25 protein-coding genes are annotated in these 25,641 nt (G+C 71.6%); 17 read left to right on the plus strand and 8 right to left on the minus strand.

Annotation, left to right across the window (positions count from 1 at the left end; translation table 11 throughout):
- Position 1: 1 nt before the first annotated feature.
- The 5 genes from ACEPPI_RS04210 to ACEPPI_RS04230 form a co-directional block, all read right to left on the minus strand.
- The gene (locus tag ACEPPI_RS04210) at positions 2-808 is read right to left on the minus strand and encodes an ABC transporter permease (protein ID WP_030227511.1); all 807 of its coding nucleotides are present in this window, start codon (positions 806-808) and stop codon (positions 2-4) included.
- Positions 808-1,737: an ABC transporter permease gene (locus ACEPPI_RS04215; protein WP_266842656.1), complete on the minus strand. Its 930-nt coding sequence runs from the start codon at positions 1,735-1,737 to the stop codon at positions 808-810. The genes ACEPPI_RS04210 and ACEPPI_RS04215 overlap by 1 nt, the downstream gene beginning before the upstream one ends.
- Positions 1,734-2,882, minus strand: a complete 1,149-nt coding sequence (locus ACEPPI_RS04220; RefSeq protein WP_373913882.1) for an ABC transporter ATP-binding protein — start codon at positions 2,880-2,882, stop codon at positions 1,734-1,736. The genes ACEPPI_RS04215 and ACEPPI_RS04220 overlap by 4 nt, the downstream gene beginning before the upstream one ends.
- An 83-nt stretch (positions 2,883-2,965) precedes the next feature.
- Complete coding sequence (locus ACEPPI_RS04225; protein WP_373913883.1) at positions 2,966-4,216, minus strand: spermidine/putrescine ABC transporter substrate-binding protein; 1,251 nt, start codon at positions 4,214-4,216, stop codon at positions 2,966-2,968.
- Positions 4,217-4,262: 46 nt separating this feature from the next.
- Positions 4,263-5,777 carry a gamma-aminobutyraldehyde dehydrogenase gene (locus ACEPPI_RS04230; protein WP_373913939.1) on the minus strand — a complete coding sequence of 505 codons (1,515 nt, stop codon included), beginning with the start codon at positions 5,775-5,777 and terminating at the stop codon, positions 4,263-4,265.
- A 182-nt stretch (positions 5,778-5,959) separates the two neighbouring features.
- On the opposite strand from ACEPPI_RS04230, the gene ACEPPI_RS04235 reads away from it, so the two are divergent.
- Both ACEPPI_RS04235 and ACEPPI_RS04240 read left to right on the plus strand, forming a co-directional pair.
- Positions 5,960-6,517 carry an NADAR family protein gene (locus tag ACEPPI_RS04235; RefSeq protein WP_373913884.1) on the plus strand — a complete coding sequence of 186 codons (558 nt, stop codon included), beginning with the start codon at positions 5,960-5,962 and terminating at the stop codon, positions 6,515-6,517.
- Entirely contained in the window at positions 6,514-6,939 is a 426-nt protein-coding gene (locus tag ACEPPI_RS04240; RefSeq protein ID WP_373913885.1) for an NUDIX domain-containing protein, read from the plus strand. Before ACEPPI_RS04235 ends, ACEPPI_RS04240 begins: the two co-directional genes overlap by 4 nt.
- Before the next feature lie 81 nt (positions 6,940-7,020).
- Here the strand turns inward: ACEPPI_RS04240 and ACEPPI_RS04245 are convergent, their stop codons facing one another.
- Positions 7,021-7,764 carry a DUF4190 domain-containing protein gene (locus ACEPPI_RS04245; protein WP_373913886.1) on the minus strand — a complete coding sequence of 248 codons (744 nt, stop codon included), beginning with the start codon at positions 7,762-7,764 and terminating at the stop codon, positions 7,021-7,023.
- 109 nt (positions 7,765-7,873) lie between these two features.
- Between ACEPPI_RS04245 and ACEPPI_RS04250 the strand changes: the two genes are divergently transcribed.
- The 5 genes from ACEPPI_RS04250 to ACEPPI_RS04270 all read left to right on the plus strand — a co-directional run bounded on the left by ACEPPI_RS04250 (position 7,874) and on the right by ACEPPI_RS04270 (position 12,934).
- Entirely contained in the window at positions 7,874-8,899 is a 1,026-nt protein-coding gene (locus ACEPPI_RS04250; protein WP_373913887.1) for an adenosine deaminase, read from the plus strand.
- 37 nt (positions 8,900-8,936) lie between these two features.
- On the plus strand, positions 8,937-9,626 hold the full coding sequence (locus ACEPPI_RS04255; RefSeq protein WP_373913888.1) for a glycerophosphodiester phosphodiesterase: 690 nt from the start codon (positions 8,937-8,939) through the stop codon (positions 9,624-9,626).
- Positions 9,626-10,861 (plus strand): sensor histidine kinase, encoded by a 1,236-nt coding sequence (locus ACEPPI_RS04260; RefSeq protein WP_373913940.1) that lies wholly within the window; start codon positions 9,626-9,628, stop codon positions 10,859-10,861. The genes ACEPPI_RS04255 and ACEPPI_RS04260 overlap by 1 nt, the downstream gene beginning before the upstream one ends.
- A complete protein-coding gene (locus tag ACEPPI_RS04265; RefSeq protein WP_373913889.1) occupies positions 10,858-11,538 on the plus strand; it encodes a response regulator in 681 nt (226 codons plus the stop codon). The genes ACEPPI_RS04260 and ACEPPI_RS04265 overlap by 4 nt, the downstream gene beginning before the upstream one ends.
- A gap of 148 nt (positions 11,539-11,686) precedes the next feature.
- Positions 11,687-12,934: a serine hydrolase domain-containing protein gene (locus ACEPPI_RS04270; protein ID WP_373913890.1), complete on the plus strand. Its 1,248-nt coding sequence runs from the start codon at positions 11,687-11,689 to the stop codon at positions 12,932-12,934.
- A gap of 17 nt (positions 12,935-12,951) precedes the next feature.
- Here the strand turns inward: ACEPPI_RS04270 and ACEPPI_RS04275 are convergent, their stop codons facing one another.
- Together ACEPPI_RS04275 and ACEPPI_RS04280 are read right to left on the minus strand one after the other, a co-directional pair.
- Positions 12,952-14,130 carry a spermidine/putrescine ABC transporter substrate-binding protein gene (locus ACEPPI_RS04275; protein WP_373913891.1) on the minus strand — a complete coding sequence of 393 codons (1,179 nt, stop codon included), beginning with the start codon at positions 14,128-14,130 and terminating at the stop codon, positions 12,952-12,954.
- A gap of 115 nt (positions 14,131-14,245) precedes the next feature.
- Complete coding sequence (locus ACEPPI_RS04280) at positions 14,246-15,685, minus strand: gamma-aminobutyraldehyde dehydrogenase (RefSeq protein WP_373913941.1); 1,440 nt, start codon at positions 15,683-15,685, stop codon at positions 14,246-14,248.
- Positions 15,686-15,855: 170 nt separating this feature from the next.
- Between ACEPPI_RS04280 and ACEPPI_RS04285 the strand changes: the two genes are divergently transcribed.
- The 10 genes from ACEPPI_RS04285 (at position 15,856) to ACEPPI_RS04330 (ending at position 25,606) form a co-directional block, all read left to right on the plus strand.
- Entirely contained in the window at positions 15,856-16,359 is a 504-nt protein-coding gene (locus tag ACEPPI_RS04285; protein WP_007266859.1) for an Lrp/AsnC family transcriptional regulator, read from the plus strand.
- A complete protein-coding gene (locus ACEPPI_RS04290; RefSeq protein ID WP_030227477.1) occupies positions 16,344-17,723 on the plus strand; it encodes an aspartate aminotransferase family protein in 1,380 nt (459 codons plus the stop codon). Before ACEPPI_RS04285 ends, ACEPPI_RS04290 begins: the two co-directional genes overlap by 16 nt.
- Positions 17,724-17,945: 222 nt before the next feature.
- Positions 17,946-18,701 (plus strand): ABC transporter ATP-binding protein, encoded by a 756-nt coding sequence (locus ACEPPI_RS04295; protein WP_373913892.1) that lies wholly within the window; start codon positions 17,946-17,948, stop codon positions 18,699-18,701.
- Positions 18,683-19,765: a hypothetical protein gene (locus tag ACEPPI_RS04300; RefSeq protein WP_373913893.1), complete on the plus strand. Its 1,083-nt coding sequence runs from the start codon at positions 18,683-18,685 to the stop codon at positions 19,763-19,765. Before ACEPPI_RS04295 ends, ACEPPI_RS04300 begins: the two co-directional genes overlap by 19 nt.
- Before the next feature lie 26 nt (positions 19,766-19,791).
- Positions 19,792-20,883 (plus strand): LOG family protein, encoded by a 1,092-nt coding sequence (locus ACEPPI_RS04305; RefSeq protein ID WP_373913894.1) that lies wholly within the window; start codon positions 19,792-19,794, stop codon positions 20,881-20,883.
- A gap of 90 nt (positions 20,884-20,973) precedes the next feature.
- Positions 20,974-21,879: a hypothetical protein gene (locus ACEPPI_RS04310; protein WP_373913895.1), complete on the plus strand. Its 906-nt coding sequence runs from the start codon at positions 20,974-20,976 to the stop codon at positions 21,877-21,879.
- A gap of 100 nt (positions 21,880-21,979) precedes the next feature.
- Complete coding sequence (locus tag ACEPPI_RS04315; protein ID WP_373913896.1) at positions 21,980-22,585, plus strand: hypothetical protein; 606 nt, start codon at positions 21,980-21,982, stop codon at positions 22,583-22,585.
- Between the two features lie 88 nt (positions 22,586-22,673).
- Positions 22,674-22,919 (plus strand): ferredoxin, encoded by a 246-nt coding sequence (locus ACEPPI_RS04320; RefSeq protein ID WP_373913897.1) that lies wholly within the window; start codon positions 22,674-22,676, stop codon positions 22,917-22,919.
- Positions 22,916-24,310, plus strand: a complete 1,395-nt coding sequence (locus ACEPPI_RS04325; protein WP_373913898.1) for an NAD(P)/FAD-dependent oxidoreductase — start codon at positions 22,916-22,918, stop codon at positions 24,308-24,310. The genes ACEPPI_RS04320 and ACEPPI_RS04325 overlap by 4 nt, the downstream gene beginning before the upstream one ends.
- A 48-nt stretch (positions 24,311-24,358) precedes the next feature.
- Positions 24,359-25,606: a cytochrome P450 gene (locus ACEPPI_RS04330; RefSeq protein WP_373913899.1), complete on the plus strand. Its 1,248-nt coding sequence runs from the start codon at positions 24,359-24,361 to the stop codon at positions 25,604-25,606.
- Positions 25,607-25,641 lie beyond the last annotated feature (35 nt).

Consider the following 25,641-nt stretch of genomic DNA (forward strand, 5'->3'; position numbering starts at 1 on the left):
ATTACTTCGGCTGTGCCTTCTTGCGGCGGTTGCCGACCCACTGGCCGGCCAGCACCACCAGGACCGCGATGACGAACATCGCCGTACCGATGACGTTGATCTGGACGGGCGTACCGCGCTGGGCCGATCCCCACACGAACATGGGGAAGGTGACGGTGTTGCCCGAGTTGAAGTTGGTGATGATGAAGTCGTCGAACGAGAGCGCGAAGGACAGCAGCGCACCCGCCGCGATGCCGGGGGCGGCGATCGGCAGGGTCACCCGCAGGAACGTCTGCACCGGTCCGGCGTAGAGGTCGCGCGCGGCCTCCTCCAGCCTGGGGTCCATCGACAGGACGCGCGCCTTGACGGCGGCGACGACGAAGCTGAGGCAGAACATCACGTGGGCGATCAGGATGGTCCAGAAGCCCAGCTGGATGCCCATGTTGAGGAAGAGGGCGAGCAGGGACGCCGCCATCACGATCTCGGGCATGGCCATCGGCAGGAAGATCAGCGAGTTGACCGCGCCGCGCGCCCGGAACCGGTAGCGCACGAGCGCGAAGGCTATCGCGGTGCCGAGCACGGTCGCGCCGATGGTGGCCCAGAAGGCGATCTGGAGGGAGAGCGAGAGGGAGCCGCACAGGTCGGCGACCCCGCAGGGGTCCTTCCAGGCGTCGAGCGAGAACTCCTGCCAGGCGTAGTTGAAGCGCCCGGCGGGGTTGTTGAAGGAGAAGACCGTCACGACGACGTTGGGCAGGATCAGGTACGCGAGCGTGCCGAGTCCCGCGATGACCACGAAGTTGCGGCGGAGCCAGCCAAGGGGCTTGTTCATCAGACCAGGTCCTCCGTCCCCGCACGGCGGATGTAGATGGACACCATGATCAGCACGATGGCCATGAGGATGAAGGACAGCGCGGCCGCCGTCGGGTAGTCGAGGATGCGCAGGTACTGCGACTGGATGACGCTGCCGATCATCCGGGTGTCCGTCGAGCCGAGCAGTTCGGCGTTGACGTAGTCGCCGCTCGCCGGGATGAAGGTGAGCAGGGTCCCGGAGACCACGCCCGGCATCGAGAGCGGGAAGGTCACCTTGCGGAACACCGTGGAGGGCCGGGCGTACAGGTCCCCGGCCGCCTCGTGGAGGCGGGTGTCGATGCGCTCCAGCGAGGTGTAGAGGGGCAGGATCATGAAGGGGAGGAAGTTGTACGTCAGACCGCAGACCACCGCGAGCGGCGTGGCCAGTACCCGGTCCCCCTCCGTCATGCCGAGCCAGCTGGTGACGTCGAGGAAGCCGACGGCGTTGAGGGCGCCGACCACCGGACCGCCGTCGGCGAGGATCGTCTTCCAGGCCAGGGTGCGGATCAGGAAGCTGGTGAAGAACGGGGCGATGACCAGCACCAGCAGGAGGTTGCGCCAGCGGCCGGCCTTGAAGGCGATCAGATAGGCCAGCGGGTACCCGAGCAGCAGGCACAGCGCGGTCGCGGTGCCCGCGTAGAGCAGGGACCTCAGGAACTGCGGGTAGTAGTCGCCGAAGGCCTCCCAGTAGGTCTGGAAGTGCCAGGTGACCTTGAAGCCCTCTTCGAGCGAACCGGTCTGCACCGAGGTGGAGGCCTGGTAGATCATCGGCAGCACGAAGAACACGAGCAGCCACAGGATGCCGGGGAGCAGCAGCCAGTACGGGATCAGGCGCTTGCGCAGGGACGCCCTGTGCACCGGGGGTTCGGCCGGGGCGGCCTCCCGGGGCGGCGCGGAGACGGCGGTCACGCGCTCTCCTCGACGGTCTCGACGCCGGCGTCGATGTCCATGGCGGCGTCCAGGCCGAAGGTGTGCTCCGGGTTCCAGTGGAGTATGACCTCGGCGCCGGGGACGAGGCGGGCGTCGCGCTCGATGTTCTGCGCGTACACCTCCAGCTCCGGGCAGACCTGGCTGTCTATGACGTACTGGGTGGAGACGCCGATGAAGGAGGAGTCGGCGATCCGGCCCGTGATCTTGTTCCGGCCGGCCGCGACGGTGTGCTCCTCGTCCGCGTGGACCAGGGAGATCTTCTCGGGGCGCACTCCGACCAGCAGCTTTCCGCCCGCGCGGGGCGTGGTCGAACATCGCTGCCCGGGCAGGCGCAGCGTGGTGCCGGAGGCCGAGACGACGACGTCGGTGCCCGCGGACTCGACCGAGGCCTGGATCAGGTTGGAGGTGCCGAGGAAGTTCGCGACGAAGGTGGTCCGCGGGTTCTCGTACAGCTCGGCGGGGGCGCCCAGCTGCTCGACCCGGCCGCCGTTCATCACCGCGACCGTGTCGGCCATCGTCATGGCCTCCTCCTGGTCGTGCGTGACGTGCACGAAGGTGATGCCGACCTCGGTCTGGATCCGCTTGAGCTCCAGCTGCATCTGGCGGCGCAGCTTGAGGTCGAGGGCGCCCAGCGGCTCGTCGAGGAGGAGCACCTGGGGGTGGTTGATCAGGGCGCGGGCGACGGCGACGCGCTGCTGCTGGCCACCGGAGAGCTGGTGGGGCTTGCGCTGGGCGAACTGGCCGAGCTGCACCAGCTCCAGCATCTCGTCGACCTGCTTCTTGACGGACTTGATGCCGCGGCGGCGCAGCCCGAACGCGATGTTCTCGTAGATGCTCAGGTGCGGGAACAGCGCGTAGCTCTGGAAGACGGTGTTGACCGGGCGCTTGTACGGCGGCAGGTGGGTGACCTCGCGGTCGCCGAGGCTGACCGTGCCGGTGGAGGGCTCCTCCAGGCCGGCGATCATGCGCAGGGTGGTGGTCTTCCCGCAGCCCGAGGCGCCGAGGAGGGCGAAGAAGGAGCCCTGGGGGATGGTGAGGTCCAGCGGGTGCACGGCGGTGAACGATCCGTAGTGCTTGCTGATCCCGGCGAGGCGGACGTCGCCGCTCGCGGTCTTGTCAGTCATGGGTCGCGGCCTTCGGTGGTGGTGTCGTCGGAAGGGTGCGGGAGCGCGGGGGTGGAGGGGTCTGGCGGGGGCGGAGCGGTGGGTCAGGCTCCGATGAGCTTGGTGAACTTCTCCTCGTACGCCGTCTCTTCCTCGCTGCTGAGGGAGCGGAAGGCGTGGGACTTGGCGGTCATCGCCTTGTCCGGGACGATCAGCGTGTTCTCCGCGAGCGCGGGGTCGATCTTGGCGAGCTCGTCCTTGACGCCGTCGACGGGGCAGACGTAGCTGATGAACGCGGCAAGCCGGGCGGCCACCGGGAGCTCGTAGTAGTAGTCGATGAGCCTCTCGGCGTTGGCCTTGTGCCGGGCCTGGGCCGGGACCAGCAGGTTGTCGCTGGAGGTGATGTACCCGGCCGCCGGGACCGCGTACTTGATGTCGGGGTTGCCGGCCTGGAGCTGGATCACATCGCCCGCCCAGGCCAGGCAGGCCGCGAGGTCCCCCTTGTCGAGGTCGGCGGTGTAGTCGTTGCCGGTGAAGCGGCGTATCTGCTTGGTGTCCACGCCCTTCTGGAGGCGGCCGATGGCGCCGTCGAAGTCCGCGGTGGTGAAGTTCGCCGGGTCCTTGCCCTGGTCGAGCAGGGTCATGCCGACGCTGTCGCGCATCTCGGTGAGGAAGCCGACGCGGCCCTTGAGGGAGGGGTCGTCGAGCAGCTGGGTGACGGAGTCGACCTTCCTGCCTTCCGTGGCCTTGGAGTTGTAGGCGATGACGGTCGAGATGCCGGTCCAGGGATAGCTGTAGGAGCGGCCCGGGTCCCAGTCGGGGCTGCGGAACTGCGGGGAGAGGTTGGCGTAGGCGTGCGGAAGGCGGGAGGGGTCCAGCTTCTGCGCCCAGCCGAGGCGGATGATCCGGGCGGCGAGCCAGTCGGTGACGACGATCAGGTCGCGCCCGGTGTCCTGGCCGGCGGCCAGCTGCGGACGGATCTTGCCGAAGAACTCGACGTTGTCGTTGATGTCCTCGCTGTACTTGACCTCGATGCCGGTGCGCTTGCCGAACTCCTCCAGCGTGGGACGGGACTTCTCGTCCTCGCTGGTGTCCATGTACTCGGTCCAGTTGGAGAAGTTGAGCTCCTTCTCCTGGTCCGAGTGGTCGGCGGAGGCGGCCGCCGCGCCGCTCTCGCGCCGGGCGGGCGGGATGCCGCAGGAGGTCAGGGCGGAGAGGCCGCCGAGGGTGAGCGCCCCGATGCCGGACGCGCGCAGCAGCGAGCGGCGGGTGAGGGCGCCGCGCCCGCTGGTGAGACTGCGCCGCATCGCGGCGAGCTGCACCGCGGAGAGGCGGTCGGGGTCGAGCTGCTCCATTGGCTGTGGCCTTTCGGGAGGTGTGCCGCTGGTCGGGCGGTGGCTGTTATCGGTCCCCGAAGATGGTGCGGTGCCAGTCCTTGGCCGCCACCGCGGTGTTGTCGTACATCACGTGCTTGACCTGCGTGTACTCCTCGAAGGAGTAGGTGGACATGTCCTTTCCGAAGCCGCTGGCCTTGTAGCCGCCGTGGGGCATCTCGCTGATGATCGGGATGTGGTCGTTGACCCACACGCAGCCGGCCTTGAGCTCGCGGGTGGCGCGGTTCGCCCGGTAGAGGTCCCGGCTCCAGGCGGAGGCGGCGAGCCCGTACGGGGTGTCGTTGGCCAGCGCGAGGCCCTCGTCGTCGGTGTCGAAGGGCAGGACGACCAGGACCGGGCCGAAGATCTCGGACTGGACGACCTCGCTGTCCTGCGCGGCGCCGGAGATCAGGGTCGGCCGGTAGTAGGCGCCCCCCTCCAGCTCGCCGCCCGGGGCCTCGCCGCCGGTGACGACCGTGGCGTACGCGCGGGCGCGCTCGACGAAGGCGGCGACCCGGTCGCGCTGGGCGTGCGAGACCAGCGGGCCGAGATCGGTGGTGGGCGCGAAGGGGTCGCCGAGCCGGACGGTCTCCATCAGCTCGGCGACCCGGGCGACGAACGCCTCGTGCAGGGGGCGCTGGACGTAGGCGCGGGTGGCCGCGGTGCAGTCCTGGCCGGTGTTGATGAGCGAGGCGGCGACGGCTCCGTGGGCGGCGGCCTCCAGGTCGGCGTCGTCGAAGACGAGGAAGGGGGCCTTGCCGCCGAGCTCCAGGTGGAGCCGCTTGACGGTGGCGGTGGCGATCTCGGCCACCCGCTTGCCGACGGCGGTGGAGCCGGTGAAGGAGGTCATGACCACGTCGGGGTGGCCGACCAGGTGCTCGCCCGCGTCCCGCCCGGCGCCCGTGACGATGTTGACCACGCCGTCGGGGATGCCCGCCTCCTTGGCCGCCTGGGCGAACATCAGGGAGGTCAGGGGGGTGAGCTCCGCGGGCTTGAGGACGATGGTGTTGCCCGCGGCGATGGCCGGGAGGATCTTCCAGGCGGCCATCTGGAGCGGATAGTTCCAGGGTGCGATGGAGCCGACGACCCCGATGGCCTCGCGCCGTACGTAGGAGGTGTGGTCCCCGGAGTACTCGCCGGCCGCCTGGCCCTGGAGGTGACGGGCCGCGCCCGCGAAGAAGGCGGTGTTGTCGATGGTCCCCGGTACGTCGAACTCCGTGGACAGCTTGACCGGCTTGCCGCACTGCAGGGACTCGGCGTACGCGAAGTCCTCCGCCTGCTCGGCCAGCACGCCGGCCAGCCGGTGCAGCGCGTCCGAACGCTCCCCGGGGGTCGCGGCCGACCAGGCGGGGAAGGCCCGCTTGGCGGCGGCGACGGCCTCGTCCACGTCCGCCGTGCCCGCCAGTTCGTAGGTGAGCACCTCCTGGCCGGTCGCGGGATCGACCACCGTGTGCGAGCGACCCGACGTACCGGAGCGGAGCCGGCCGTCGATGTACTGCGCGCCGTCTGCGAAGCGGTCCTTAACCTGGAAGCGGTTACCCATCACGCTCTCACGCTCTCCGTAGCTACAGCTCGAATTGAGTGCCGATCCTGGCAGAGGCGTTCCCCTCCGCCAAGTGATTCCGTTGTTGCCTTTTGATTACGCGACGGAATCGGTCGACCATGTGTCGAGGCGCGCCCGAAATCCCGTACGAAGTGTCAGTGGTGACTGCAAGACTCGCGTGCATGGAGATGACCGACAAGTTGATCGGGCAGGTCAACCGTGGTGAACGGCTGAAGTACCTGCCCTTCTGGGGGCACCGGCCGCAGGCCGACGGACGGCTCGGCCCGAGCTGTCTGAGCCAGTGGTGGCCGTCCGCTTTCACTGTGGGTGATGTCCGGTACGCCACGGCCGAGCACTGGATGATGGCCGGCAAGGCGCGGTTGTTCGGGGACGCGGAGGCGGAGCGGGCGGCGCTGGAGGCCAGGAGTCCGGCGGCGGCGAAGAAGGCCGGACGGCTGGTGCGCCGCTTCGACGAGACCGTGTGGCAGCGGGAACGGTTCGCGCTGGTCGTGGAGGGCAGCGTGCACAAGTTCGGCTCCGATCCGGCACTGCGGGCGTACCTGCTCGGTACGGGGAAGAGGGTGCTGGTGGAGGCGAGCCCGGTGGACCGGATCTGGGGCATCGGACTGGCCGCCGACGACGAGCGCGCCCTGGACCCGGCGCGCTGGCGGGGGCTGAACCTGCTGGGCTTCGCGCTGATGGAGGCGCGGGAGCGGCTGCGGGAGGGGAACGCGGAGTGAATACGGATCCGGCGGAGCGGCGCCGGGTGGCGGCCGTCATCGTGCGGGGCGGCAGCGTGCTGATGGTGCGCGAGCGGGGACGGGGGCCGTCCGGCCGGCACGACGGGGCGGAGTACTGGACCCTGCCGGGCGGCGGGGTGGAACCCGGGGAGGACCTGGAGGCGGCCGTGCGGCGCGAGGTCGCCGAGGAGACGGGGCTGCGGGCCCTGTCGGTGCGCCACGCGTACGAGGCCCCGTACCCCTCCGGCTGGACCACCTGTTTCCGGGTGGAGGTGGCGGCCGGGGAGCCGGTGCTGGGGGTGGACGCGGCGCTGGAGTGCGACTGCCCACGGATGGTGGGCCTGACCTGGGTCCCCCTCCCCCGGACCGGCGCGGACGGCCCCTACATGGTCCCCACCCTCCTGTCCGCCGCCGCTCCCTGACCCCCGCCGCCTCACCCGCGCCGGGCGTCACGGGCGCGGGTGAGGCCGCGGCGCGGTGCGGGGTGCGGGCGGGCGGGGGCGTCAGACGCGTGCGCGGGGCTGGTCGTCGGTCCGGGAGACCGAGGGGCCGTCCTTGCCGCCGCCGGATTCCTCCAGGGTGGGGCCCAGGACGACCAGCAGGGTCATGGCGATGCCCAGCACGATGCCGACCCCGCCGAGGATGATCCCCGCCAGGGCCATTCCGCCGTTGGTGGATTCGCCGCGGCTCGCCTTGCCCCGGCCCAGCGCACCGAAGACGACGGCCGCGATGCCGAGGGCGATCGACCCGACCATGGTCACGCAGCCGACCACCGAGAGGATGCCGAGCACCAGGGCAGCGACGCCGAAGCCGTTGGAGACGGGCCGGGCGTAGGGCGGGTACCCGGCATAACCGGGGTAGCCGGCGTAACCCGGGTAGCCCGGGTAGCCCTGCCCGACGGGGGCCGGCGGCGGGCCGGGGTACGCGTAGACCGCCGGGTCCGGCTGGGCCGGGTACCCGTACGCGGCCGTGGCCGGGGGCACGGGTGCCGGCCCGGGTATCGGGGGCGGCGCGTACGGCGGGGCCGCGGCCGGGGTCGGCGTGCCCTGGACCCCCGGAGGCCGTACGGACGGGTCCTGCTCGTGGACCGGTGGAACGGCGGCCGGTGCGGCCGGGGCGGCGGGCACCGGGTGCACCGGAGGTACGGAGGGCGTCACCGGCGCGGCCCCGGCCCGCTTGCCCGGCTCCCCCGCGGACCTCTCGGGCGGGGCCCACGGGTCCCTCGGCTCAGGGCTCTGGTCGGTCATACGGCGCCCCCCTCTCGTACGGCCATGCTAAGCGCTGCCACCGACACGGCCCGGGGCTGCCTACGATGAAACCGACCCGCCCGCACCAGAGTCCTCCCGGAGGCACCCCATGCCCGACCTGCACCCCTTCATCGCGGGGCTGCCCAAGGCCGAACTCCACGTCCACCACGTCGGTTCGGCGTCGCCGCGCATCGTGGCCGAACTCGCCTCCCGGCACCCCGACTCGAAGGTCCCCACCGACCCCGAGGCCCTCGCCGACTACTTCACCTTCACGGACTTCGCCCACTTCATCGAGGTCTACCTCTCGGTCGTCGACCTGGTCCGCACCCCCGACGACGTGCGCACGCTGACCTTCGAGGTCGCCCGCGACATGGCCCGGCAGAACATCCGCTACGCCGAACTCACCATCACCCCCTACTCCTCGACGCGCCGCGGCATCGACGAGCACGCCTTCATGGAGGCCATCGAGGACGCCCGCAAGGCGGCCGAGACCGAACTGGGCGTCATCCTGCGCTGGTGCTTCGACATCCCCGGCGAGGCCGGCATGGAAGCCGCCGAGGAGACCGTCCGCCTCGCCGTCGACCTGCGCCCCGAGGGTCTGGTCTCCTTCGGCCTGGGCGGCCCCGAGATCGGCGTGCCGCGCCCGCAGTTCAAGCCGTACTTCGACCGTGCCCGTGCCGCCGGCCTGCGCAGCGTGCCGCACGCCGGCGAGACCACCGGACCGGAGACGGTCTGGGACGCCGTCCGCGAGCTGGGCGCCGAGCGCATCGGCCACGGCACGAGCGCCGCCAAGGACCCGGAGCTGCTGGCGTACCTGGCCGAGCACCGCATCGCGCTGGAGGTCTGCCCGACCTCCAACATCGCCACGCGCGCCGTCGCGGACCTCGACGAGCACCCGGTCAAGGAGATGGTCGCCGCGGGCGTGCTCGTCACCATCAACAGCGACGACCCGCCGATGTTCGGCACCGACCTCAACAACGAGTACGCGGTCGCCGCCCGCCTCCTCGGCCTCGACGAGCGCGGACTGGCGCAGCTCGCGAAGAACGCCGTCGAGGCCTCCTTCCTGGACCCGGCCGGCAAGGAGAAGCTCAGCGCGGAGATCGACGCGTACACCGCGGACTGGCTCGCCCGCTGACGTCCCGTCGGACCCGGCGTCCCCTGAGAATGGGGGCATGAACACCCTGACTGCCGTCGGTCACCGCGGCGATCCCTACCGAGTCCGCGAGAACACCCTCGCCTCCGTCCGCTCCGCCTTCGCGCGCGGGGCGGACGCGGTGGAGGTCGACGTACGGCTGACCCGCGACGGCGTGCCGGTCCTGCTCCACGACGAGACCCTCCAGCGGCTGTGGGGCCACGACCTGCGGCTGGACGAGGTCACCGCCGCACAGCTGAAGGAGCTCGCGCTGGGCGGGATCCCCACCCTGCGCGAGGCCCTGACGGCCGCCGGGGCCGGCCGGCTGATGCTGGACCTGCCGGGCGCCACGGCCGAGACCGTGCGGACCGTCGTGGGCCTGGTGCGCGAGTGCGGGGCGCGCGAGCGCACGTACTACTGCGCCGGGCCGGACACCATGCTCGCGGTCCGCGCCGCCGACCCGGGCGCGGAGATCGCCCTGACCTGGACCACCCTCTCGCCGCCGCGCCGGGTGCTGATCGACGCGGTCGCCCCGCGCTGGCTCAACTACCGCTTCGGGCTGGTCGACCGGGAGCTCACGGACGCCCTGCACCGGGACGGGCTGCTGGTGTCGGCCTGGACGGCGGACACCAAGCGGTCGATGCGCGCCCTGGCCGCGGCGGGCGTGGACTCCATCACCACGAACAGGGTGGACGCGCTGACCGCGGTCCGGGACGGGTCCGGCCGGTGATACGGGCCTGGGGGGAGCGGATCCGGACGGCGGACCCGCGCCGGCGGGACCTGGGGCTGACGCTGCTGGTGCAGGTGGCCACGACCATTCCGTTCGTGGTGCCCCGCGACCCCCGGGAGTCGCCCGCGACCTGGGCGGCGTACCTGCTGACCACGCTCGGCAACCTGCCGCTGGTGTGGCGGCGCCGGGCCCCGGTGCCGGCGCTGTTCGGGGTGGTCGCGGCGGGGACGGTGTACCGGCTGGCGCTGGACGGGCCCGGTCAGCCGCTGCCGTACGCCGGGCTGATCGCCCTCTACACGATCGCGCTGCACTGCCCGGAGCGGGTGCGGCTGGTCATGGGCGCGGTCGTGACGGTGATGATCTTCGGTTCGGTCGCGCTCAACACGCAGACGGCGCGGGAGCTGTTGTTCGCGCTGTTCGTGTTCGGGGCGGCGTTCGCGCTGGGGCGGCTGCAGGCCACCCGGCAGGCGTACACCGAGGCGGCCCTGGAGCGGGCGGAGCAGCTGGAGCGGGCGAACAGGATCGAGGCGGAGCAGGCCGCGGCGCGCGAACGGGCCCGTATCGCGCGGGAGATGCACGACGTCCTCTCGCACGCGGTCAGCATCATGATCGTGCAGGCGGAGGCGGGTCCGGTGGCGGTGCGCCGGGCCCCGGAACGGGCCGAGGCGGCCTTCGAGGCGATCGCCGAGACGGGGCGGGACGCGATGGCGCAGCTGCGGACGATGCTGGGGGTCCTGCGGACGGACGAGGCGGCTCCGCGTGCGCCGCAGCCCGGGATCGCGGGGCTGCCGGCGCTGCTGGACCGGGTCCGCGCGAGCGGGCCGAAGGTCTCCTACGAGCGGACGGGCGAGGTGCGCGGGCTGCCGGCCGCGCTGGAGGCGACGGTGCACCGGGTGGTGCAGGAGGCGCTGACCAATGTGGTCAAGCACGCCGGGGCCTCGACGGTGGACGTACGCCTGGAGTACGGGGTGGGGGACCTGACGGTGACGGTCACCGACGACGGCCGCGGACCGGACGGCGCGCCCCGCGGTACGCGCGACGGTACGCGCGACGGCGCGGCGGGCGGTTTCGCGAACGGCTCCCCGGAGGGCTCCTCGAACGGCGGGCACGGGCTGATCGGGATCCGGGAGCGGGCGGCGGCGCACGGCGGAACGGCCCGGTGCGGCCCGGGGCCCGACGGGGGGTTCTCGGTGCGGGTGGTCCTTGTAACCTCGCCGCTGGAGGTGGGGAAATGACGATCCGTGTGGTGGTGGCCGACGACCAGGAGCTGGTGCGCAGCGGTTTCGCGATGATCCTGGACGTCCAGGAGGACATCGAGGTCGTGGCGGAGGCGGGGGACGGCGCGGCGGCGGTGGAGGCGGTCGCCCGGCTCGCGCCGGATGTCGTGCTGCTGGACATCCGGATGCCGGTGCTGGACGGGATCGAGGCCTGCCGGAGGATCTCGGCGGGCGGCAACTGCCGGTCGGTGATGCTGACCACCTTCGACTCGGACGAGTACGTGTACGAGGCGCTGCACGCGGGGGCGAGCGGATTCCTGCTGAAGGACGTGCGGCGGGACGATCTGGTGCACGCGGTACGGGTGGTGGCGGCGGGCGAGTCCCTGCTGGCGCCCTCGGTGGCGCGGCGGCTGATCGAGGAGTACACGGCGGTGACGGCCCGGCCGGCGGGTGCGCGGGCCCTGTCGGAGGACCGGCTGGAGGTGCTGACGGCCCGGGAGCGGGAGACGCTGCTGCACCTGGGGCGGGGGCTGTCGAACGCGGAGATCGCGGCGGCGCTGACGGTGAGCGAGCACACGGTGAAGTCGCACGTGGGCAACCTGCTGGGGAAGTTGGGTCTGCGGGACCGGATCCAGGCGGTGATCTGCGCGTACGAGACGGGTCTGATCGCGGCCGGTTCTCCCTCTGGAGAGTGAGGGACGGCGTGTCGGCTCCCCCGCGCCGGTGAGTTGTCGTACCGCGGAAGACCCCTCTCGTCGGTGATCCGCAACCGCCCCTGTGAGCAGCACCATTGGGGACGTCGGGGCAGTCGGTCCCGCGGATCGCACACAGGGGGATCACATCATGAAGGCACGTACGCGCACGCTGATCGCGGCCACTTTGGTACTGGGCATCGCGTCCGGCCCGGCGGTCGCCGCGCACGCGGCCGACGCCGCCCGGGCGCCGGCGCCGGCTGCGTCCGCAGCGGCCTCGGCGGGCTCGGTCCGGGCGGCCGGGGTGGACGCGCCCCTGTTCTCGACCCCGCCCGACGCGGCGGCGCTGGAGCGGGCCATCGCGGGTCTGGGCGCCGACCACCCGGAGGCGACGGCCGCGCTGGTGCGGGTGGGCGGTACGAGCGGTTCCTGGAAGGGCGAATCCGGGGTCGCGGACGTCCGCAGCGGGCGTGGGGCGATCGAGGACGCCCGGTTCCGGGCGGGTTCGGTGACGAAGGTCTTCACCGCGGCCGTGGTGCTGCAGCTGGCCGCCGAGCACAGGCTGGATCTGGACCGGCCGGTGCAGGAGTACCTGCCGGGGCTGCTGCCCGGCGGGCCCGGCGGTTTCGAGCCCGTCTCCGTACGCCAGTTGCTGAACTACACGAGCGGGCTGAGGTCGGCGGACGGTCCGGGGGACGACTTCGCGGACGAGTACGCCCACCGCTTCGACGTGGTGGACCCGCGGGCACTGATCGCCAACGCGGTGGCCAAGGGCCCCGAGTCCCGGCCGGGCGAGAAGCAGCACTACAGCAACATCCACTACACGGTGCTCGGCGTGCTGATCGAGAAGGTGACGGGGACGACGTACGAGAAGGCGGTGTCCCAGCGGATACTCAGGCCGCTGGGGCTGCGTGACACCTCGTTCCCGGCCCGCACCCAGACCCGGATACCGGGCCCCCACAACCACGGCTACCAGGCGGTGCCGCGGCCGGGCGGGGGCAGCTCCCTGGTGGACGTGACGGAGTGGAACTCCTCCTCCAACTGGGCGGCCGGGGACCTCATATCGACCACGGCGGACCTGGAACGCTTCACGGTGGCGCTGTTCGGCGGCAAGGTGGTCCCGCGGCCCCAGCTGGAGGAGATGTTCACCGTCCCCGACGTACAGGACGCAGAGACCGGCGGGCACGCGGTGCAGACGGCCGGCCTGAAGGAGTTCAAGCTGCCGGGCGGCGCCGTGGTCTACGGCAAGACCGGGGGCCGCTTCGGCTACAACACCGTGATCGGCGGCAGCCGTGACCTCTCCCGCACCCTCGTGTACTCGGTGAACTCCACCGATGCCAAGGGCCGGGAAATGAACAAGGTGGCCATGGGCATCGTGGGTGCGGCCTTCGCCGGGTAGGGGCGTGGCGGGCCCGGTCAGAGTCCGACGATGGAGTTCCAGCGCTTGGCGAAGGAGGAGCGTTCGGCCGAGGAGATGTCCCGGGCGACGACGAGGCGCTTGCGCATCCCTTCGTCGGGGAAGATCAGCGGGTTCTCGGCGAGCTTGGCGGTCTCCTTGTCCGGGGAGGCGGCCAGCACCTCGCGGGCGGCGGGCACCGGGCAGACGTAGTTGACCGCGGCCGCGAGTTCCGCGGCCACCGCGGGGTCGTAGTAGTAGTCGACGAGGGCCTCGGCGTTGGTCTTGTGGCGGGCGAGGTTGGGGACGAGCAGGCTCTCCGCCCAGAGCTCGGCACCCTCCTCGGGGACCACGAACTCGATGTCGGGGTTGTCTGCCTGGAGCTGGATGACGTCGCCGGAGTAGGCCTGGCAGGCCAGGACGTCCCCCTTGCTGAGGTCGGAGGTGTAGTCGTTGCCGGTGAAGCGGCGGATGTGCCTCTTCTTCACCATGCTCTCGACCTGGTCGCACATCCGGTGGAAGTCGGTTTCGGTCCACCGGGTGACATCGGCGCCGTTGCCCTGCATGAGCAGGGCGAAGGACTCGTCGAGACCGGAGAACAGCGTCACCTTGCCGGCCAGGTCCGGCTGCCAGAGGTCCCTGACGGACTTGATCTCCCGGCCCAGGGCCTTGCGGTTGTAGGCGATTCCGGTGATCCCCGACTGCCAGGGGACGGTGTGCAGCCGGCCCTCGTCGAAGGCGGGGGAACGCAGTTGGGGGTCGAGGTACCTGGCCACGTTGCCCTGGGCGGAGCGGTCCATCTTCTGGGCCCAGCCCAGGTGGACGAAGCGGGCGGCCATCCAGTCGCTGACGACCACGAGATCGTGACCGGTCGACTGGCGGTTCATCAGGGCCGGGCTGACCTTGCCGAAGAACTCGTCGTTGTCGTTGATCTCCTCGGTGTACCGGACCTCGATGCCGGTCTTCTTCGTGAAGGCCTCCAGCGTCGGGCGGCTCTCCTCGTCCTGTTCGTCGGTGTCGATGTAGAGCGGCCAGTTGGAGAAGGCGACGCTCTGGTCCCGGTCCGACAGGTCCTGGCCCTGCCGCTGGTCCTCGGGGACGTAGGCGGCGGGCACACCACAGCCGGTGAGGGCGGCCAGCAGGCCCGCGGCACCGAGGCCGCGCAGCGCCGCGCGGCGGGAGAAGGCGAGTTCAGGCATGGGCCCAGCCTCGGCGAACGCGAAGGGGCGGGCAATAGACAAGGTGTCTACTGCCCGCCCCTTCAGCGGCCTGCGGTGATCAGTGCGCGGCCGTCACCGCGACGGTCTCGGCGGATCAGCCGTTGAGCGAGGTCATCACGTGCTTGATGCGGGTGTAGTCCTCGAAGCCGTAGGCGGAGAGGTCCTTGCCGTAGCCGGACTTCTTGAAGCCGCCGTGGGGCATCTCGGCGACGAGCGGGATGTGGGTGTTGATCCACACGCAGCCGAAGTCGAGGTTCTTGGACATGCGCATCGCACGGCCGTGGTCCTTGGTCCACACGGAGGAGGCGAGGGCGAACTCGACTCCGTTCGCGTACTCCAGGGCCTGGGACTCGTCCGTGAAGGACTGGACGGTGATGACGGGCCCGAAGACCTCGTTCTGGATGATCTCGTCGTCCTGCTTGAGGCCCGAGACGACGGTCGGGGCGTAGAAGAAGCCCTTGTCGCCGACCCGGTGGCCGCCCGCCTCGACCTTGGCGTGGGCGGGGAGGCGCTCGATGAAGCCCGCGACCTGCTGGAGCTGGTTGGGGTTGTTCAGCGGGCCGTACAGCACGTCCTCGTCGTCCGGCTGTCCGGTCTTGGTCTCCGCGGCGGCCTTGGCGAGCGCGGCCACGAACTCGTCGTGGATCGACTCGTGGACGAGCACGCGGGTGGCGGCGGTGCAGTCCTGACCGGCGTTGAAGTAGCCGGCGACGGCGATGTCCTCGACGGCCTTGGCCAGGTCCGCGTCCTCGAAGACCACGACCGGGGCCTTGCCGCCGAGCTCCAGGTGGACGCGCTTGACGTCCTTGGAGGCGCTCTCGGCCACCTGCATGCCCGCGCGCACGGAACCGGTGATGGAGGCCATCGCCGGGGTGGAGTGCTCGACCATGGCCTTGCCGGTCTCGCGGTCGCCGCAGACGACGTTGAAGACGCCCTTGGGCAGGACGGAGTCGATGATCTCCGCCATCAGGACGGTGGAGGCCGGGGTGGTGTCCGAGGGCTTCAGGACCACGGTGTTGCCCGCGGCGATCGCCGGGGCGAACTTCCACACGGCCATCATCATCGGGTAGTTCCACGGCGCGACCTGGGCGCACACGCCGACCGGCTCACGGCGGATGATCGAGGTCATCCCCTCCATGTACTCGCCGGCCGAACGGCCCTCCAGCAGGCGCGCGGCACCGGCGAAGAAGCGGATCTGGTCCACCATCGGCGGCAGCTCCTCGCTGGCCGTCAGGCCCAGCGGCTTGCCGGTGTTCTCCGACTCGGCGGCGACGAGCTCGTCCGCGCGCGCCTCGAAGGCGTCCGCGATCTTGAGCAGGGCCTTCTGGCGCTCGGAGGGCGTGGTGTCGCGCCAGCCCGGGAAGGCGGCCGCGGCGGCGGCCATGGCGGCGTCCACGTCGGCCTGGCCGGACAGCGGGGCGGTCGCGTAGACCTCTCCGGTGGCGGGGTTGACCACCTCGGTGGTCCGCCCGTCGGCGGCGTCCTTGAACTCCCCGCCGATGTAGTTGCGCAGACGACGCAGTTCGGTGGTCACTACAGCCACGCTCCTGATCACATGTCCAATGATTGAGACGACCCTCAAAGACTAGCGCCTCGGGCGACGCTTTCGACAGAGCCAGACACCACGAACTACGAAATCCGTGCAATCGGAGACCTCCCGCAACGGATTTCATCGATTACGGGTTGCGGAACGGACGACTCCTCGTGCACAGTGAGGTCGTGGTCAGTCGAAGCGCAGATTCCAGGAACAGACAACCGTCCCCTTCGGTCGATGCTGTGTCCCTGGCGATCATCGAGCAACTCCAGGAAGACGGTCGCCGTCCCTACGCGTCGATCGGCAAGGCCGTCGGCCTCTCCGAGGCCGCCGTCCGTCAGCGCGTACAGAAGCTGCTGGACCAGGGCGTCATGCAGATCGTCGCCGTCACCGACCCGCTCACCGTGGGTCTGCGACGCCAGGCCATGGTCGGCATCAACGTCGAGGGCGACCTCGACCCGGTGGCCGACGCACTGACCGCGATGGCCGAGTGCGAGTACGTCGTGATGACCGCAGGGTCGTTCGACCTCATGGTGGAGATCGTCTGCGAGGACGACGACCACCTGCTGGAGACGATCAACAAGAAGATCCGCACGCTCCCCGGCGTGCGATCAACCGAGAGCTTCGTTTACCTGAAGCTCAAGAAGCAGACCTACATGTGGGGAACCAGATAACCGTGAGCCAGGACCTCTCCAAGACCGCGTACGACCACTTGTGGATGCACTTCACCCGCATGTCGTCCTACGAGAACTCCCCCGTACCCACCATCGTCCGGGGCGAGGGCACCTACATCTGGGACGACAAGGGCAAGCGCTACCTGGACGGCCTCGCGGGCCTGTTCGTGGTCAACGCCGGTCACGGCCGCAAGGAACTGGCCGAGGTCGCCTACAAGCAGGCGCAGGAACTCGCGTTCTTCCCCATCTGGTCGTACGCGCACCCCAAGGCCGTCGAGCTGGCCGAGCGCCTCGCCCACTACGCCCCGGGCGACCTGAACAAGGTCTTCTTCACCACCGGTGGCGGCGAGGCCGTCGAGACCGCCTGGAAGCTCGCCAAGCAGTACTTCAAGCTGCAGGGCAAGCACACCAAGTACAAGGTCATCTCCCGCGCGGTCGCCTACCACGGCACCCCGCAGGGCGCCCTGTCCATCACCGGCCTGCCGGCCCTCAAGGCCCCCTTCGAGCCGCTGGTCCCCGGCGCGCACAAGGTGCCGAACACCAACATCTACCGCGCCCCGATCTTCGGCGACGACCCGGAGGCCTACGGCCGCTGGTGCGCCGACCAGATCGAGCAGGAGATCCTGTTCGAGGGCGCCGACACCGTCGCCGCCGTCTTCCTGGAGCCGGTGCAGAACGCCGGTGGCTGCTTCCCGCCGCCGCCCGGGTACTTCCAGCGCGTCCGCGAGATCTGCGACGAGTACGACGTGCTCCTCGTCTCCGACGAGACGATCTGCGCCTTCGGCCGTCTGGGCACGATGTTCGCCTGTGACAAGTTCGACTACGTGCCGGACATGATCACCTGCGCCAAGGGCATGACCTCGGGCTACTCCCCGATCGGCGCCTGCATCATCTCGGACCGCCTCGCGGAGCCCTTCTACAAGGGCGACAACACCTTCCTGCACGGCTACACCTTCGGCGGACACCCGGTGTCCTCCGCCGTGGCCCTGGCCAACCTCGACATCTTCGACAAGGAAGGCCTGAACCAGCACGTGCTGGACCAGGAGGGCAACTTCTTCAACACCCTGAAGAAGCTGCACGACCTCCCGATCGTCGGCGACGTCCGCGGCAACGGCTTCTTCTACGGCATCGAGCTCGTCAAGGACAAGGTCACCAAGGAGTCCTTCACGGACGAGGAGACCGAGCGCGTGCTCTACGGCTTCCTCTCCAAGGCGCTCTTCGAGAACGGCCTGTACTGCCGCGCCGACGACCGTGGGGACCCGGTCATCCAGCTGGCCCCGCCGCTGATCGCGGACCAGGGCACCTTCGATGAGATCGAAGGCATCCTGCGCTCGGTGCTCACCGAGGCCTGGACCAAGCTGTAACCCCGGCGCCCCCGGCTCCGGCCGGGCGCCGAACCGTCCGGCACGGCTCCGGCCGGACGTCGCGATAGCCCGATCACACGGCCCGGATCCTCCGTTCGAGTGAGAACGTGGGGGTCCGGGCCGTGTGCTGTCACCATCCAAGACGTTCATCTCTTTACATCTCAGTGCGGCGCCAGTGACCGAAGGGGCTCCGCTTCGTTCCCCCGGACGGAGGTGTACGCCATGGTGGCTCCATCGGACAATGCCCCACCGGACAATGACGTGCTCTGGGCACGGGCCCTTCACTACTCCCACGACGGTTCCCCCGGACTCATCGGGGTCACCGCCGGAGTGCGCCAGGGCGAGATCCTGGCCGTGACCGGCCCGCGCGGCAGCGGGAAGACCACGCTGCTGCACTGCCTGACCGGCCGACTGGTGCCCGAACAGGGCGAGGTCTGGTTCGACGGCGTCCCCGTCCACACACTGGGCGCCGTCGCCCGCGAGCGGCTGCGCCGCGACCGGTTCGCCTGGATCGGACCCGAGCCCCAGCTGCTGCCGGAGCTCAAGGTGTGGGAGAACACGGCCCTGCCCCTGTTGCTCACCGGCGCCACCCACCGCGCCGCCAAGAACGCCGCCTGCGCCTGGCTGGACCGCCTCGACATCGGCGGGTTCGCCCGCAAGCGCCCCGGCGCCCTGACCCGCGCCGAATGCCAGCGGGTCGCCCTCGCCCGGGCCCTGGTCGGGGAGCCCGCCGTGCTCTTCGCCGACGAGCCGACCGCCCCGCTGCACCGCGGCGAGCGCGCACTGCTGCTGCGGACGCTCACCACCGCCGCCCGCTCCCACGGGATCACCGTGGTGCTGGCCACCCACGACGAGGAGACCGCCGCCCAGGCGGACCACAGGCTGGACCTGCTCGACGGCCGCCCGGCCGGGGCCGCCACGGCGGCCGACTCCCCCCGGACCACGGAGGACCAGGCCGCGTGCTCGCTCTCCGCCTAGCCCGCGGCTCCCGCCCCGCGGTCCAGCTGCGCCGGATGCTCGTCGCCGCCGCCTCGGCCGGTACCGGGTTCCTGCTGCTGTACGTCCTCGCGGAGGCGATGGCCCGGCCCGCCGGTTCGCTGCCCCGGCTGTTGTGGGCCCTCGTGCCGCTCGCCGCCACCGTGCAGTTCGCGGTGGCGGTGGCCAGGACCGACCCGGCGACCCGGCCCCGCGAGGGCCTCGACGCCGTCGGGCTGGGACCCGTACGGCTCACCTTGATCGGCGCGGTCTCCACCGCCGTCGCCTGCGCCCTCGGCAGCGCCCTGGCCCTGGCCGTCTTCCTGCACCTGCGGGGCGAACTGGCGGGCCTGCCCTTCGACGGCGCGGGGGCCGGGCTGCTCCACGCCGACCAGCCGCTGCCGGTGGCCGGGGCCCTCACCCTGCTGTCCCTGATCCCTCTCACGGCCTCCGCCGCCACCGTCGTCGCCCTGCGCCCCCGCCCCCCGGCGGCCGGGCTCAGCCCCCAGTCGGGAGTGCCCTGGGGCGTGGCGCTCGCCGCCAGCGGGCTCGCCGTCGAGGCCTACGCAGGCCCGCGCGGCGCGGCCGTTCCGGCCGGCTGGGTCCTGATCGCGGTCGGGCTGGCCCTCGCCGGGCCCGGCCTGGCCTACGCCTGCGGCACCCTCGTCCAGGCCGTCCGCCCCGGTGCGCTTCGGCTGCTCGCCGGGCGGGCCCTCCAGGAGGAGGCCCCCCGCCTCGGCCGGCCCCTCGGGGTGCTGTGCGCCGTCGGCGCCGCCGCCCTCACCTCCGTGGCCCTGGGCGACCGGGGCGGGTCCCTCACCCCGCTCGGACCGCTGACCGGGCCGGCCGCCGCCCTCGTGGCCCTGTGCGCGGGCGCGACCCTTCTCACATCGGCCGCCGAATCCCGCCACTCCCGCTCCGCCGCCCGGGCGGCCCTCCTGGACCTCGGAACACCGGGAACGGTGCTGCGTACGGCCGTGACCGTGCGGGCCGCCGCACTCCTCGTCGTCTGCCTCCCGCTCAGCTGGGGTGTGGCGCAGCTGACGTCGCTGGCTTTGACCCACTGAGCGGACCAGCGCCTAGTGTGGGCCGAATGGTCAACGCAGAGATCGAGATCGAGACGCTCGCGGAATTCGACCGGGTCGCGGCCCGGGGCTCACTGAGCGGCTACCGCGTCCAGTCGGTCAACCTGCTGGAGCGGACGTTCGCGCTGCTGTCCGCCGACACCTCCGACGCCGTGTTCCTGGGCTGCGCGATGGAGCCCGACGCCTCGGCGAAGGTCCGCGCGGACGGCGCGCTCGTCTTCCCCCCGGTGCCGGACCTTCCCTTCGACCCGTACCGGGGGCGGCTGTACACGGCCGACGAGCTCTTCGCCGGCCTCGCCGACGGTTACGGGTCCACCCCGGACGCCCAGGCCTACGCCTGGTTCCAGGAGACCAAGGCCGACGGGGACGTCTTCTCCTCGATGCTCCGCTCCGTCCACGACGACGCCGTCTCCGACGCGCTCGACGAGCACCTGGCGGGTGCCCGCGTGGTCGGCGTGATGGGCGGCCACGCCGTGGAGCGCGGGGGCCGCGACTACCGGGGCGCCGCCGAACTCGGCCGGGCGCTCGCCCGGTCGGGCATGACCGTGGCCACCGGCGGCGGACCGGGTGCGATGGAGGCCGCCAACCTCGGCGCCTACCTGGCGCCGGCCCCCGACGGAGCCCTCACCGAGGCGCTCGACGTGCTCGCGAAGGCGCCCTCCTTCGCCCCGTCGGTCTCCGACTGGGCGCGAGCCGCCTTCGCCGTACGGGAACGGTGGCCCGAGGGCGGCGATTCCGTCGGCATCCCGACGTGGTTCTACGGTCACGAGCCGCCGAACCCCTTCGCGGGCCACATCGCCAAGTACTTCGCGAACGCCACCCGCGAGGACGGGCTGCTCGCCCGGTCGACGGCGGGCGTGGTGTTCCTGCCCGGCGCGGCGGGCACCGTGCAGGAGGTCTTCGACAACGCGACGCCCAACTACTACGCGTCGGGGTCCGTTCCGGCGCCGATGATCCTGGTCGGACGCGCCCACTGGACCGGGCACCTGCCGGTCTGGCCGCTGCTCCGGGCTCTGGCGCGCGGCCGCGCGATGGAGTCCCGGATCGCGCTGGTGGACTCCGTGGACGAGGTCCCGGACGTCCTCGCCTCGATGCGCTGACTTCTCACCCTCTCGCCAGGCAACTTCCGGGGCCGTTCACACGTCTGGTCTAGGTACCGCAAAACCTGCCAGACGTGAACGGAGCCCTCTGTGCTCATAGGCCTGCTGACCGCTGTCGCGGCGTCCATCTGCTACGGCACGGGATCCGTCCTGCAAGCCGTGGGCTCGCGCCGGGCCGCCCGGACCTCCCCGGCCGCCGCCGGGGTGACGGCGCACGGCGGACCGAACCTCACCTCGACCGCCAAGGCGGCGATGACCTGGGAGTTCATCGTCGGCACGGTCCTCGACTTCGTCGGGTTCGGACTGGGCGCGCTGGCCGCCCGGATGCTGCCGCTGTTCCTGTCCCAGACGGTCATCAGCGCGAACCTGGTCATCACCGCCGTGCTGAGCGTCAAGATGCTGGGCATCCGGCTGACCCGCAAGGAGTGGACCTCCATCGGGGTGGTGTGCGCGGCGCTGGTGCTGCTCGCCACGGCCGCCGGTCACGAGGGCGGCCACCACGCCCCGATGGCCACGCACTGGTGGCTGCTCGCGGTGACCGCGCTGATCATCGTCGGCGGCACGGTGGCCGTGCGCTTCCTCGGCGCCCGCGCCGCGATCCTGGCGGGCCTCCTCTCGGGGCTGGCCTTCGGCGCACTGGGCGTCGGGGTGCGGATCCTGGACGGCGTCGAGCCCTTCGCCCTGGGGACGATGCTCGCCGACCCGGCCCTCTACGCCATCGTGCTCGCCGGCGCGGGTGGCATGTACCTGCACACCGTCGCCCTCCAGATCGGCTCCGTCAACGGTGCGACGGCGGCGCTGGTCGTCGGCGAGACGGTGCTCCCCGGAGCCATCGGAGTGCTCTGGCTCGGCGACGCCTCCCGGCCGGGACTGGCATGGCTGGCCGTACTGGGCTTCGTCCTGGCGGTCACGGGCGCCGTGGCGGTCGCCTGGTACGGCAACCACGAGGGGGCCGGGGAACCGGCGCCGGAGCCCGTACCCGAGCCCGTGTCCTGACGCGCGGGCGCCCCGGCAGCGGCCGCGGGCCCGCCACCCCCGTTCACCCCCGCGGGTGTCCGGGGTGGCGGGCCCGCGGCCGCTGCCGCTTGCTGGGTGCATGGAGACCACCACCGCCCGGATGGAGACGCCGCGCGCCGCGGGTGCGGCCGGGGTGCTCTTCGCGCTGCTGCTGGCGGCCTCGATCGTCCTGATCCGCTACGCGCTCCCGTCGGACGCCGCCCACGCCCCCGTGGATCCCGGCCGGCGCTGGGCGGTGAGCACGGCGCTGGAGATCGTCCCGTTCGCGGGGATCTTCTTCCTCTGGTTCATGGGAGCCCTGCGCGCCCACACCGGGGACGCCGAGGACCGGTTCGTCGCCACCGTCTTCCTGGGCAGCGGCTTCGTCTTCGCGGCCACCCTGTTCGTCGCCGCGGCCGCGGCGGGCACCGTCCTCCAGGAGAGCACGCCGTCGTCCGGCTTCGGCCGCTCCTTCGCCTACACGGTGCTGACGACGTACGGGATGCGGATGGCGGCCGTGTTCGTCTTCGCGACCTCGACCATCGGCAGGCGGCTCGGCGTCTTCCCGCGGCCGCTCGTACTGCTGGGCCTCGCGGCGGGCGTGCTCCTGCTGCTGGCGGGCTCCTCCGTGCCCTGGTCCGAGCTGCTCTTCCCGGTCTGGGCGCTGGCCGTCAGCGGATACATCCTGCGGGTGAGCAGGCACTAGTCCTCCGGCAGGCGACCCCGGGGTGGTACGTGCATTCTGGAGGTCGGGGGTGACGGGGGTGATCGGGCCACGGAAAGGCTGATGCCTCATGAGGCTTGTCGTCGACCTCAACCGCTGCCAGGGATACGCCCAGTGCGCGTTCCTCGCTCCTGAAGTCTTCGCGATGCACGGTGACGAAGCCCTGCTCTACGACCCGAATCCGGTCGTGGACGGGCAGGCGGACGGAGAGCTGCGCGAGAACGTCACCCGGGCGGTGGCCGCCTGCCCGGTGCGGGCGATCCTGCTGGAGCTGGCGGACGGCCATGCCGGGGACGGACCGGGAGGCGCGTCATGAGCGCCGACGGCAGCCTGGAGCGGCTCAAGCGCGAGGGGCGCATCGTCGTCGTCGGCGCTTCGCTGGCGGGCCTGCGGGCCGCCGAGACCATGCGGGAGAAGGGCTTCACCGGCTCCCTCACGATGATCGGCGACGAACCGTACGAGCCCTACGACCGGCCGCCGCTGTCCAAGCAGGTGCTGCTGGGCCGGGCCGGCCCGGAGCACACCGCGCTCCCCCGCCGCCGGGACATCGGGGCCGAGTGGCGTCTCGGCGTCCCCGCGACCGGCCTGGACATGGCGGCCCGCAGGGTCCGCCTCGGCGACGGGAACGAGGTGGAGTACGACCGGCTCCTGATCGCCACCGGCGTACGGGCCCGGCCCTGGCCCCAGGCGGACGAGGCCGCGCTCGACGGGGTCTTCGTCCTGCGCACCCGTGACGACGCGGCCGCCCTGGAGCAGAAACTCGCCGCCGGACCGCGCCGGGTGCTGGTGATCGGCGCCGGGTTCACCGGCTCCGAGATCGCCTCCGCCTGCCGGGAACGCGGGCTGCCCGTCACCGTCGCCGAACGGGGCGCCGCGCCGCTGGTCGGCGCCCTGGGCGGGGTGATCGGCGAGGTGGCGGCCGAGATGCACCGCGAGCACGGTGTGGACCTGCGCACCGGGATCATGGTGACGCGGCTGGAGGGCGACGCCACCGGGCGGGTCCGCGCGGCGCACCTGTCCGACGGCACCACCCTGGAGGCGGACGTGGTGGTCGTCTCCCTCGGGGCCATGCGCAACACCGAGTGGCTGGCCGGGTCCGGGCTGGGCGCGGGCCCCCGCGGCATCGCGTGCGACGCGGGCTGCCGGGCCTTCGACATCCGGGGCATCGTCACCGACGACATCTACGTGGCGGGTGACGTGGCACGTTCCCCGCACGCCCTGTTCGGATACCAGTTCCTGTCCCTGGAGCACTGGGGCAACGCCGTCGCGCAGGCGGAGACGGCGGCGCACAACATGCTCAGCGAGAGCGCGGACCGCCGCCCCCACCTGTGGGTGCCGGCCTTCTGGTCCTCCCAGTTCGGCGTGAACATCAAGTCGGTCGGGGTGCCCTCCATGGGCACGGAGATCCTGATCTCCCAGGGCTCGCGCGCCGAGCGCCGGTTCACGGGCGTGTACGGGTACCAGGGCCGGGTGATCGGCGCCGTCACCTTCGACCAGTCACGCTGGCTGCAGTTCTACGAGCGGCTCATCGAGGAGACCGCGCCCTTCCCGCCGCCGTTCACCACCGTGGACCGCAGGCCCGAGGGCAACCGGCCGATGCCCGCGGACTTCCCCGACCCGTCGGTGCCCACGCACGGCCCGACCATCACGCTCAGCGGCTATTCGCCGGCCGACCGGCGGATGACGTTCACCCCCGCGCACCACTGACCCGGACGCGCCCTCCCCGGAGGAGCGCGAGGAGCACGAGGACCCCTCATGACTCAAGACATCCTGCGGCAGATCCTGGACTACTCCAACCGGGCCGACCCGTACCCGCTCTACAAGGAGCTCCGCCGGACGCCGGTCTACCACGACGGCAGCGGGCCGTTCGTCGTCAGCACCTACTACGAGATCCAGGCCCTGCTGCACGATCCGCGGATCAGCTCCGACGCCCGGAACCTGGCGTCGACCGCCGCCGACCCGCTGGCCGAGCCGGGCGGGGAGGAGGAGACGGTCCTGCCGCCGTCCTTCCTGAAGCTCGACCCGCCCGAGCACGACCGGCTGCGCCGCATGACCAACCGGCCCTTCGGCCCGCCGCACTCCCCGCACCGCGTCCACGACATGCGGGGCGACCTGCACGACATCGTCAAGGGCCTGATCGACAAGATCGCGGAGAACGGCAACGCCGAACGGATCGACCTGGTCGAGGAGTTCTCCTACCCCTTCCCGGTGACCGTGATCTGCCGGCTGCTGGGCGTCCCGCCCGAGGACGAGGCGCGCTTCCACGTCTGGGCGGACACCCTCGCGGCGAGCCTGGACCCGGATCCGGACGCGGACCCCAAGGAACGCGAGAGGCGCACGCACGACTCCCGCATGGAACTCGGCATGTACCTGTCCGGACTGATCGAGGAGCGGCGCAAGAACCCGACCGGCGACATGCTCTCCGAGCTGGCCACCGGGAACAGCCCGGACGGCACCATGACCACGATGGAGGTGCTGAGCACCGCGGCGCTGCTGCTGATCGCCGGGCACGAGACCACGGTCAACCTGATCACCAACGGGATGCTCACGCTGCTGCGCTTCCCGGACGTGCTCGACCGGCTGCGCTCCGATCCGGAGCTGTCCGTCAACCTCGTGGAGGAGCTGCTGCGCTACGAGCCCCCGGTGCAGCTGGTCCCGCAGCGCACCACCCTCGCCGACATCGAGGTGGCGGGCGTGTCCATCCCCAAGGGCGCCTCGCTCTGGCTGGTCCTGGCCGCCGGGAACCGGGATCCCCTGCGGTTCGCGGACCCGGACCGGTTCGACCCGGACCGTGAGGACATCCAGCACCTGGGCCTGGGCAGCGGCATCCACAGCTGCTTCGGGGCGCCGCTGGCCCGGCTGGAGGCCCAGCTGGCCCTGAGCGAGCTGGCCCGCAGGCTGGAGAACCCCCGGCTGCTGGCCGACCCGCCCGAGTACCGCCAGAACGCGGTGCTGCGCGGCCCCCGTCACCTGCCGATCGCCGTCGACGGCATCCGGCCCTGACGGTACCGAGGGCGCCGACGGCGCAGCGCGATCGG

The organism is Streptomyces sp. AB3(2024), from assembly GCF_041862025.1.
Classification (GTDB): domain Bacteria; phylum Actinomycetota; class Actinomycetes; order Streptomycetales; family Streptomycetaceae; genus Streptomyces.